Here is a 10,394-nt window from a genome sequence, read left to right as displayed (position 1 = left end):
GTATTTCCATTATATCCGTCCCCTTTTCGCGTTCGGCTTTCAAGAAATTTTCAAAGAATTCACGCTTTATATCCTTATAAACATAGGTTTGGCTTTTACTCGTGGCATGGATAGGTTTAAATTTATTCTCTTCGGGCGTTTCTTTAGGAGCTTGATCGCTTACTGCACTTTCTTTTAGGGCTATATTTTGTAGCACGTCTCCGACGCTCTCGCCTTTTTTAAACGCATCTTTTAAGAAATTTAAAAACTCTTTTTTAGTTGCTTCGTCTGCGTAGCTTACCTGCTTTACCATCTCTTGTCCCCAAAAGACCGCAGGCCGTTTTCCTGATATCTGGTCAAAATTTAGCTTACCGTTTTTGAGCGATATTTTGACCTTTGCATTCTCTCCTAGTATCTTTTCGGCAGCAACCTCAAGCCATTTATCTTTAAATTTTTCCAAATCCATATCGGAGTCTAGTAGGTTTGCCATATCGACCGTCATTTTAAGTCCGGTACCTTTCGTGTGACCAACGCCAAAGCTTCCTAGATCCACATTAAACGCACCCATAAATCCATCTACGCTAAAAACATCGTTTTCCATGCTTGAATTGCTTTGTAGGACCTTCGTGCTATCTATAAATTTCTTTAGCTCTGCGACCTCGTCCTTGCTCATACTTGGATCAAGCCCGTTTATCTTGCCCCAAACGCTGATTTTATCATCTTCCGTATAGCCACTTAGCGAATACGCCTTACGCGCAACTACGGGATCATAAGGTTTATATATCGGTTTTTTAAAGCCCATTTTTATAGCAAGAAGCCTATTTTGCTGCTTGTCGTTTAGTTTTGAAAACTCCACGTTTTGTGCCCAAACGGCAAGCTCGTTTTCGTCCAGTTCGTCGGGATCGAGAGCATAATAATCAATCGGTTCGGTCAAATTTGATCGAGAAGGCGCCGAATTTGAGGTTAAATTTATAGCCTCTTTTTCCTCGCGCGGTTTTAAATTTTGCCCTTGAGCACTACTAAAATCATAATTTACGTTTGCGTTAAATCTGTTTATGCCGCTTATCATATTAATCCTTTATGCTTTTACGTCAAATTTGCCTAGTTTTGCCAGATGACTTAAAATTTCAGTTATATCCGTCCCTTTTTCGCGTTCGGCTTTTAGGAAATTTTCAAAGAATTCTCGTCTAATGTCTTTATCTGCATATGTTTTGCTTTTACTAGTAGCTTGGATAGGTTTAAACGCCGTCGCCTCGCTTCTGTTTTCCTTAAATTCAGCCCTGCCCTCAAGTAGATTTTGTATATCCAGACCCTTTTCTATCGCATCTCGCACGAATTTTATAAACGCCTTTTTGCTCTGCTCGTCCTTATACTCGATACCCTCAAGCTCCCTAAACTCCACGGGAGCCTTGTTTTTATTCATGACTATCGCGATATTTTCGCCATCTACGGATATTCTTTCCGCGCCGCTCTCGCCCAAACGCTTCAGCACGGTATATTCAGCCCACCTATCCCTAAACTCGTCCACGCTCATATTGGAGTCGAGGATTTCCATCCCCCTATTCCCTGCATTATATTCTATGCCCAAAAATGGGTATTCGTGGTTTATGTATTTTTTCGCAAATTCATCAACATTTGTCGTATCGTATCCCGCCAAATCCCGATTAAGTTTATCGAAACCAAACGCCCCGCTACTATTTATAAATTTCTTCAGATTTTCCGCTTCGCTCCTACTAAAAGAGCCGTCTAATCCACTTATCTTACCCCATACGCTTATCTTTTCATCCAGCGTATATCCACTCAGAGAAAAAACGCCTCGTATATTAGCCGGTGCGCCGGGCGGAAGCTTTTTTATCTCCCTGATGGCCGCTTCCATCTCTTTGATGTTAAAGCCTATGTCGACAGCTTTTAGGCTTGACACGTTTTCGCTATTTTTTGGGTTCGCTTGATTTGTCGAATTTGGCTGCGCGACCGCCATACTCGAAGCCTGATTTGAGGTTAAATTTATAGCCTCTTTTTCCTCGCGTGCTTTTAAATTTCGCTCGTGAGAGCTACTAAAATCATAATTTACGTTTGCGTTAAATCTGTTTATGCCGCTTATCATATTAATCCTTTATGCTTTTACGTCAAATTTGCCTAGTTTTGCCAGATGACTTAAAATTTCAGTTATATCCGTCCCTTTTTCGCGTTCGGCTTTTAGGAAATTTTCAAAGAATTCTCGTCTAATGTCTTTATCTGCATATGTTTTGCTTTTACTAGTAGCTTGGATAGGTTTAAATCTAGCTTCTCTATTTTGCTTGGCTAAATTTGCGTTGTATTCTTCGAGTTCTTTGCGCATTTGCTCGTTCATCTCTTTGCGTACCTTCATAGTTTTTTCGACGTCCTGCGCATAGAGTTTTTTAAAATCTTCTATGCTTATGTCGGCGCGATCCATAAGCCTAGAGCCTTCCGCACTATTTGCAGCACTTTTACCGAGCGAATCCCTGAACGCCTTTAATTCCTCTTGCTCTTCTTTGGTTCCAAATCCTAAAATTTTACCCCAAATCGTTGGTTTGCCGTCTCTGGAGTTACTCATCAGCATCCACATATAGGTTTGCAGATTGGCGTCGATGATGTCTTCTTTGCTCTCAGGGTCTTTTTGTCCTATATAGCGCAGCTCTTCGGCCGTATATTTTTTGGATAATATGCCGTCTATCTTATCAATCGTCTTTGTTATCCAGTTTTCGTCGCTTTCATCTATCTCGATAGCATCTTTTACGATTTCTATGATGGTTTTACTTCTGTATTCTTGCAGCTCTTTTTGGATTTCTTCTTTGCTTTTTGAAGCTTGCGTTTGCTCGTTCGCCAAATTCGTCTTAGCGGTTTTATCTGCAGGAGTTAAATTTGACTTGAAATTTGCCGTAGAAATGTTTAAATTTGAGCCGCTTATCATTTTTGATCTCCTAAAATTCGTTTCGGCAGTATATCCTATACATTAATATCGACCTTATTTATTTTATTGAGCTTTTGTAAAATATCCCAAATATCCGTCCCTTTTTCTTGCTCGGCTTTCAGGAAATTTTCAAAGAATTCTCGTCTGATATCCTTGTCCTCGTAGGTTTTGCTTTTGCTAGTGGCTTGGATGGGTTTAAATTTGGCTTCGGCTCTTTGTTTGGCTAAATTTTCGTTGTATTCTCTCATCTCTTGATTGATTTTTGCCACGGCTTCCTTGTGGGCTTTCGTAGTTTTTTCGATGTCTTCCGTATAGAGCTTTTTAAATTCTTCTATACTGATATCGGTTCTTTGCAGTAAAGCAGCTCCGACGCTGCTCATCGTAGCTCCTTCTGGTAAAGAGTCTTTAAAAGCGATTAATTCCTCTCGTTCCTCTTTGGTGCCCAGCCCCAAAAGCTTGCCCCAAATAGTCGGTTTGCCGTCTATCGAATCGGATTGTAATAACCTAGAATACCTCGCCAGCATGCCTTCTACAGCTTCTTCCATGGTTTCGGGATCTTTGGCTCGCAGGGTTTTTATCTGCTCAGGCGTATATTTCTTAGACAATATGTCATCGATTTGGTTTATGGCTTTAGTTATCCAGCCTTCCTCGCTCTCGTCCACCTTGATAACTTCGTCCGCAAGTTCCTTGATAGGTCTGCTTTGATATATCTGAATTTGTCTTTTTACGTCTTCTTTATTTTTTGAAGCTTGCGTTTGCTCGTTCGTCAAATTCGTTTTAGCGGTTTTATCTACAGGAGTTAAATTTGACTTGAAATTTGCCGTAGAAATGTTTAAATTTGAGCCGTTTATCATTTTTAATCCTTTAAGACTATATCGGATAAAAACGACTTTTCTTTAGCATAAACCAGGAAGCCAATTGTAGTAATAAAATATCAGGCTAGATATTCGTTTCGCCTTTAGGGCGGACGGTTTCTTTTTGAAACGCCTCCAGCCTTAGTGCTAGCTTATCCACTATGCTATCCGCAGTTTCGTTGCCGCTCAGGCTCATGAGCCCGTCTTCGATAATTTTCTTTAAAAATTCCTTTATGATTTTGGTATTTTTTAGAAAATCGGATATGGTTATAGGCATATCGTCAAAGCTTTGGCTTCTCATATCTTGCGCGTATGTTTGGACTTGATCCGTCAGTCTAGTTTCCCCGCTATCGCTCGCTATGGGCGGGAAGCCTTTTAAAAACTGCATAAATACGCCCTCTCTGGCGTATCCTCCCTCTTTTTCGTAGACCGACGTATCGGGGTTAAAGCTAAAGCCGTCTTTTTCCTGCGAATTTGACGAGCCTAGAGTAGAAAAATTTAAAGGATATACGCTAAGGCTAACTCCGTATTTTTTAATATCGCTTGAGAGTTCGCCGGCGTTTTGTAGCTGAGTTTGAGTACTATAGACGTTTGATACGGCAAATAGGCTAACGTCTTTTAAAAAATTACTCTTGCCAAACGGTTTTTGATTGATATTTACGCTAAAGCCCTTGGGTAGCTTTTCTAAGTCGCTTTGGCTATACGTTTCTTTGCCTTCAGGGACGACTGCGTTAAACAGCTTGTAGTATTGTTTCACCGTGTCGGCTACGTCGATATTTTCAAATGGTTTTTGATCCGGCGAGGGCGTAAACAAATAAGTCTTATTGTTAAACCTGGCTATCTCGTCGATAGAGCTTTTGTGGATTTTGAAATTTTTGGGAAGGCCGGCGGCTTTGTTAAAATCGCTACCCATATAGCCGAGATTATCCACCGAGTATCCGTAAGCCAAATTTGAGCCGAATTTTAACGAGTTTAAATTTTGATCTTGCGTGGCGCTTGACGTCAGATCGTATGTTTTAAATGCGGCGGTCTCAGTTGTGCCGCTGCTCTGAATAAGATTTGCGAAGCTAACGTCCTGTGTTTTGGCTTGCTTCTTTTCTTGAGCTTTGGATAGTATTGACGAATAATTTATCTTAGTAGCGGAAACGTTCACGGCTTATCCTTATTAAAAAGAAATTTAAAGAAGGATAAGCAAAATTTATTCCCTAAAATTCGTGACATTTGCGTAAGGGTCTTTGAGAAAAAGATTATACTACGCAAGCCAGGTCTAAATTTTAGACCTTAAAATTTTGGTAGATTATGCTTGTAGATTGATAGGATCTTTATGGTGTTGTCTTCGATTATAAAAGGAATAACGTATCTTTTAAAAATTAGATCCCTTATATTGTCTTTGTGAAAGTATTGATTTTTTCTAAATCGGTAAGAAAAAGTAGATAAGCTTTCGATTTTTTCAAATAAGCCCTCAAGAAAATCATTTGCTACTTTATTGCTCTTGCTTCTATCTGTATAAAAATCTAAAATACTTTTAATTTCTTCCTTGAATTGTTCGCTTAAGATAATTTCCACTCTAAGCACCTTTATTTTTTAGGTAGGATCTCATCTCGGTTTTAAATTCATCAAGAGCTTGATACTTTAGTTCGCCGCGTTTATCGGCCTCTACTAGCTTCTTTAAATCTTGCTGATCGGCTTGACTTAGATAATCTTCATTGTCGTAAGTAATGGTTGTTTCAGGATCTAGCGCAATAATAGCCCTAATAGCTTCTATAATGCTATGATTTGCGGTTTGGATATTTATTGAAGTTATCATTTCTTGCTCCTTGTGTTTATCGTCATTATATCGCACCGTTTTTAACGGCTGACGTTTTCTCTGATGATCGATCTCTAAATTTATACTTATACCTTTTGTGTGTTTAGACTCAGCTTAATATCTTTCATATGTTTTCTCGGAAAATCCGCCTACTCGTCAGGTGGCGGCGTATCTATCGGATAATATGATGGACTTTTTAACCAAAGAGGCCAAATAAAAAGGCGTCAGCAAAAATCAAGTGCTTAGAAATTTGATAGCCAAACATATAAACAAATAGACTGGCCATCTTGCCCATTCCTAAACCCTTACATCTATCTTCTTATAGAATCTATCCTTATCGACCACATTGGTGTCCTTGCCAAGCTTGTTATTTAAAAACGAAATATTGTATAGATCTTTTGCCGTTAGGGTTTTATTATCCCCCAGGTATATCAAAAACTGTTTTCCATGCTTAGTAGAAAAGGATTTTATAGCACTAGCTCCTATTTCCTGGAGCGTCTTATATTTGCCGTTGGTATCTAGTATGCCTATATTATTAAAGCTTATAGAGCCAAGCTCGATGTCGCTCATGGCTTTAGTTTCTAAATTTAGGCTTGCCCTTCTGGTTTTATCTCCTAAAAGCTTGCCCGTATCAGAATACAGCTCCGCTACTTCTATTTCTCTACCGCTATCAAATTTTAAGGTTATAGATCCGTTATCGTTTAGCTTCATAGCTATTACGCTATCGCTGTCGCTCATCATTAAGGCCGCTTTATTCGGATTAGCCTCAAAGGCTCTTTTTACTTTCTCTAAGTTTTCTGGGCTAAATTCTAGCCTTGTAGCCTTTTGGAATTCGTTTTCCATGGCGATCATGTATGACGACTTGCTACCGTTTAGCCTACTTATATATTCGTCCGCATTTTCTACGTTATACTCTTTTAGATTTTTTGATAGCCACTCTACGTCTTTTGCGTGGGCGGTGGATTCTTTTTCATAATCTCTATAAAATTTCATAAAACTATCTCTTTGATAGTTTTCATACGAGAAGTCGTCGCTCGTCTTTTTGCTTGATATGATCGGATTAAATTCATTGAGCTTTAGCTTTCCGTCAAACCCAGCCTTAGCGTAAGCAAAATTGTTAAATAGGCTATTTTTATTAAATACGTTATTGTTTCTTAGGTCTACCCAGCCGTCTTTATCCGCGTATGCATCAAAAAAGTTCTTAATACTATCGGCTTCCGCCTTTTTGTATCTGCTTTCTGGTGCAAATACGGTGTAGGGGTTTGAAGAGTAGTAAGATATCCTATGATCTATATTTGTAGTATCTACGAAATTTCTCATATCGTTATTGGCAAGAGATTCGGAGTTGATGATATCTCTTCTTTTTTGATTCCAGTTAACGACATCCGAATTTATAAATTTAGTCAAATCGATATCCGATACTACGTCGCTTAAATTTGCTATCTTTTCATTGCCGTCCTTATCGTATCCTCTAACCTTGAGCTTTGAGAATAGCTTATCGGAGCTATTTAAAATTCCGTCGCCGTTGCTGTCAAAGTTAAAAAGTATTGCATTTGAGCTAAATTTGCCGATACCTAGCTTGTCGTTATCGCCGTATAGATCTAAAAATACCTCTACGTCGCCGTATTTAGTATGCAGGGTACTTGAAGATGCGTAAGAGTTTAAATTTGATGATTTGGTATTCTCAAGATATCCGCTTTGATCTATAAAAGACATGTTGATCGAGTGAGGATCCGCATTTATACCCTGAAAGTATCTCTCGCCCCTAAGAGAGCCGTTGAGATAGGCATTTGAGGTATCAACCCCGTATTTTTGCTTTATCTCTTTTAACACATTATGATCGTTTACTACGCTATCTATTCTTTGTTCTTGATTGACCGAGTACCTTGCGCCAAGATACGTAAAATCGTATCTGGCAAAGTCTCCCGTCAAAGTAGGAGACGAGCTGTAATGATAATCTAAGCCGCTGTTTCTACCAAGCAGATTGTTAATATTAAATTCGCCCTTGTTTAAAGCGTTGCTATCGCTAATATCCATAACGTTATTTACGCGTAGCTTTGAGATAATGCCGCTTGACTGAGCCCTTAAAAAGTCTTTTGCTCTATACTCGATTTGCGCTTGCCTGTTTAGATATTCCGCCGAAGTCATACTCTCGTCACCAACCTTGACTAGCTCTTGTCCAGCGAGTCTAGATGCGGAAGCTTGCATTTGGCCTTGTCTCAATAATGATAAATTTACGTCATAGCCGTTTCTTAGCAGAACATCCATTTAAAATCCTTTTAAAAGCCTTGCTTGTATATCGGATAAAATTTAAAAATATTTAGGATTGATAACAAGTTTACTATATGGCTATTAAGCATCATATAAAAAAATAGTATGTATAATAGTAAGTATAAAACATAAAAAGGGGCGGCGTGTCGAGTCTTGATAAATTAATCAAAAAACTTGAAAATAATCCGAAAAACGCAAGCTTTGACGACGTTAAGCGCCTGCTACTAAATCACGGATATGAATTAGATCACGTTAAAGGCTCGCACCATAAATTTAAAAAAGGCGGCGACACGATAGTTGTACCGTACCATAAGCCGATTAAAGAGATCTATGTTTTACAAATCTTAGCAAAGATAAGGGAGTCATGATGAAAAAAGACTTGAACTATTATTTAAACTTACCGTATACAATCACAATCAAAAGACTAGACGACGGAGATTATTTTGCTCAGTATGCAGATATGGGGCTAACTAAAAGTAATCTAATGGCCGGCTGGGGAGCTACTGAAGCTGAAGCGATAGCGGATCTAAAAGAAGCCTTTGCTTGCTATGTCGAAGGGGCTCTTGAAAAAGGCGAAAGTATCTATGAGCCTATCGACGAAAACGTCAAAGTTCGTATAAATTTAACTATACCTAAAGGCGTTCTAAATGCAATAGATGCGGTTACAAATAACCGCTCGGCATGGCTTAGCGAGCTAGCTAAAAAAGCGCTAGCAGTGCAATAAAGAGTACGGAGCAGGCCGCCATATAGACGACCTTTGTAGTTATCTTAAAGGGAGGTCATAGATGTTAGAGCGTTTACTCTCTCTTTTATGGTCTTAACATATTCCTCTCTGTCTTTATCGTTTAAAATTTGGTTTGTCTTACCCGGTCTATATCTTAAGAGTTCGGCTATTGTCATTTCTTCTTGCATAATTTTGTCCCTGGCCATATCGTTTCCGCCATTTACTCTTTTTATGAAGTCTATATCCTTTTTCCCTTGTTCTATATTGAGTATTGAGTAGGTTTTTATCTGATCGGTAAGCTCGGTTTCGCCGCTATCGCTAGCTTTTGGTTTAAAATTCTTTAAAAATCCTACAAATACGCCTTCTTTGCTGTAGCCGCCATCTGTTTTATACATAGACATATCGGGGTTAAATTTAAGTCCGCCTCCGTTATCGCGTCCGATTTCGCTAGAGCTAAGATTTAGCCTATAAGTGTAGCGAGGCGGAGTGAGCATGCTTAGTTCGCGCTCCAAAGCTTTTGCTTCGTCAAATTGGTCACCCGTTTTGTAGACGTTCGTAACTTTGTAGCTGCTTACATCCGGCAAATAGTTTCCATTTTCAGCGGCGTCGTTACCGCTGATACTAAAGCCTTTAGGCAGTCTATTTAGATCTTCGCTCGTATATGTTTGCTTGTTGTTTGAACCCACTACGCTTTGAAATACCTTGTAGTATTGTTTTATGGTATCGGCCATATCGATATTTTCAAAAGTTTTAGCGGTATATGTCGGCTTGTGAATATAGCTTCTTTCGTTAAAATCGTAAATTTCATCGAGAGTGCTTTTATGTATTTTAAAATCCTCCGGAAGTCCGGCGGCTTTGTTAAAGTCCGCACCCATAAAACCTTGACTATCGATGCTATATCCGTATGTATTGGGCGAATACTTAACTTGATTTATGTTTGATTGCAGATTAGAATTTAATATATTGCTGTCGTTAAACCCGCTTGTTCCGGCACTCGTTACTCTAGCGGTAGCTTGCGATACCATGCTGGCCTGAGCCATTAGCTCTAGATCATAGCTTTGGGCTAAAATTTGAGCTCCAAAGGCCGTTCCTCCAGCCTCTTTTTTAGCCTTTAACTCTTTTGAGGTAGATATTACGGAATCATATTGTTTTTGTAAAGAGATTTCGTTCATCGCTTGCTCCTTATTGGATTATAATAAGGAGCAAGCAATATTTATACCAAATAAATACGGGCCAATCCTCATATTTTAAAAAGTATTTTAAAATGCTTAAAGGCATTAAGAAAGAGAATTTTTTGCTTAATCTAAAGGAACGCGCTCTGCTCCACTTCGCTACGCTTATAGCTTTTCAAGACGCAGCTACGAGCGCAGTGAAGTAGAGTTTAGATATAACACTAAAAACTACACAGGAAAACTTATATCATAAACTGTTGAAATTGATAAGAGCTCTTATAGGTAGTAAGACGAAGACGTAGCTAAAAATCCGATAAGTTTAATTGAACCTTAAATTTTATACTTTAAAATAAGAATTCTAAGCTCAATATAGGTTAAGAATTTGCATGAGTTTTTTAAAAAAGCTTTAAATCTTAAAAGATAGTAATTAAATTCGCCCTTAAAATCACTACTCTCCCGCGCGAGTACGTACGCGAGCGCCCGTATGTGCGCACGTACGTGGCGTGATCGCGGGAGCGTATGTATGTGTGCGGGAGCGTGTATCGCGCCCGTGGGCACGCACTTGTAATGTTCGCCTCAAAAAACCGATTTGGCTGTTTTGACCCAAAAACACCCCTTTGGACTACCCAAATACCCGTTTGGATTTTCCGCTGAG

General features: G+C 39.0%; 11 protein-coding genes. 2 read left to right on the top strand and 9 right to left on the bottom strand.

Translation table 11 applies throughout. The annotated features are described in order from the left end of the window. The 8 genes from Q0546_RS03760 to Q0546_RS03725 all read right to left on the bottom strand — a co-directional run. Window positions 1-1,048: hypothetical protein (locus Q0546_RS03760; protein WP_298790663.1), on the bottom strand; the 1,048-nt coding region annotated here is incomplete at its 3' end. A 9-nt stretch (window positions 1,049-1,057) separates the two neighbouring features. Further along, window positions 1,058-2,083: a hypothetical protein gene (locus tag Q0546_RS03755; RefSeq protein WP_298790661.1), complete on the bottom strand. Its 1,026-nt coding sequence runs from the start codon at window positions 2,081-2,083 to the stop codon at window positions 1,058-1,060. A 9-nt stretch (window positions 2,084-2,092) separates the two neighbouring features. After that, window positions 2,093-2,911: a cell surface protein gene (locus tag Q0546_RS03750; protein ID WP_298790659.1), complete on the bottom strand. Its 819-nt coding sequence runs from the start codon at window positions 2,909-2,911 to the stop codon at window positions 2,093-2,095. Window positions 2,912-2,946: 35 nt separating this feature from the next. After that, entirely contained in the window at window positions 2,947-3,765 is an 819-nt protein-coding gene (locus Q0546_RS03745) for a cell surface protein (RefSeq protein WP_298790657.1), read from the bottom strand. Between the two features lie 85 nt (window positions 3,766-3,850). After that, on the bottom strand, window positions 3,851-4,918 hold the full coding sequence (locus Q0546_RS03740; RefSeq protein ID WP_298790656.1) for a Cj0814 family flagellar-dependent secreted protein: 1,068 nt from the start codon (window positions 4,916-4,918) through the stop codon (window positions 3,851-3,853). 128 nt (window positions 4,919-5,046) lie between these two features. Beyond that, window positions 5,047-5,331: a type II toxin-antitoxin system RelE/ParE family toxin gene (locus Q0546_RS03735; protein WP_298790654.1), complete on the bottom strand. Its 285-nt coding sequence runs from the start codon at window positions 5,329-5,331 to the stop codon at window positions 5,047-5,049. A gap of 1 nt (window position 5,332) precedes the next feature. Further along, complete coding sequence (locus Q0546_RS03730) at window positions 5,333-5,572, bottom strand: hypothetical protein (RefSeq protein ID WP_298790652.1); 240 nt, start codon at window positions 5,570-5,572, stop codon at window positions 5,333-5,335. 297 nt (window positions 5,573-5,869) lie between these two features. Beyond that, window positions 5,870-7,840, bottom strand: coding sequence for a response regulator (locus tag Q0546_RS03725; protein ID WP_298790650.1), 1,971 nt, complete (start codon window positions 7,838-7,840; stop codon window positions 5,870-5,872). A gap of 146 nt (window positions 7,841-7,986) precedes the next feature. On the opposite strand from Q0546_RS03725, the gene Q0546_RS03720 reads away from it, so the two are divergent. Continuing rightward, complete coding sequence (locus Q0546_RS03720) at window positions 7,987-8,211, top strand: type II toxin-antitoxin system HicA family toxin (protein WP_185899107.1); 225 nt, start codon at window positions 7,987-7,989, stop codon at window positions 8,209-8,211. Further along, on the top strand, window positions 8,211-8,567 hold the full coding sequence (locus Q0546_RS03715) for a type II toxin-antitoxin system HicB family antitoxin (RefSeq protein ID WP_298790647.1): 357 nt from the start codon (window positions 8,211-8,213) through the stop codon (window positions 8,565-8,567). The genes Q0546_RS03720 and Q0546_RS03715 overlap by 1 nt, the downstream gene beginning before the upstream one ends. Before the next feature lie 44 nt (window positions 8,568-8,611). Here Q0546_RS03715 and Q0546_RS03710 read toward each other — a convergent pair whose 3' ends face one another. Further along, the gene (locus Q0546_RS03710) at window positions 8,612-9,739 is read right to left on the bottom strand and encodes a Cj0814 family flagellar-dependent secreted protein (RefSeq protein ID WP_298790645.1); all 1,128 of its coding nucleotides are present in this window, start codon (window positions 9,737-9,739) and stop codon (window positions 8,612-8,614) included. Window positions 9,740-10,394: the final 655 nt, after the last annotated feature.

The sequence above is a fragment of the uncultured Campylobacter sp. genome (genome assembly GCF_937997465.1).
Classification (GTDB): domain Bacteria; phylum Campylobacterota; class Campylobacteria; order Campylobacterales; family Campylobacteraceae; genus Campylobacter_A.
Note: the sequence above shows the minus strand (reverse complement) of the source record. Positions and strands in the feature narration are given on the sequence as shown.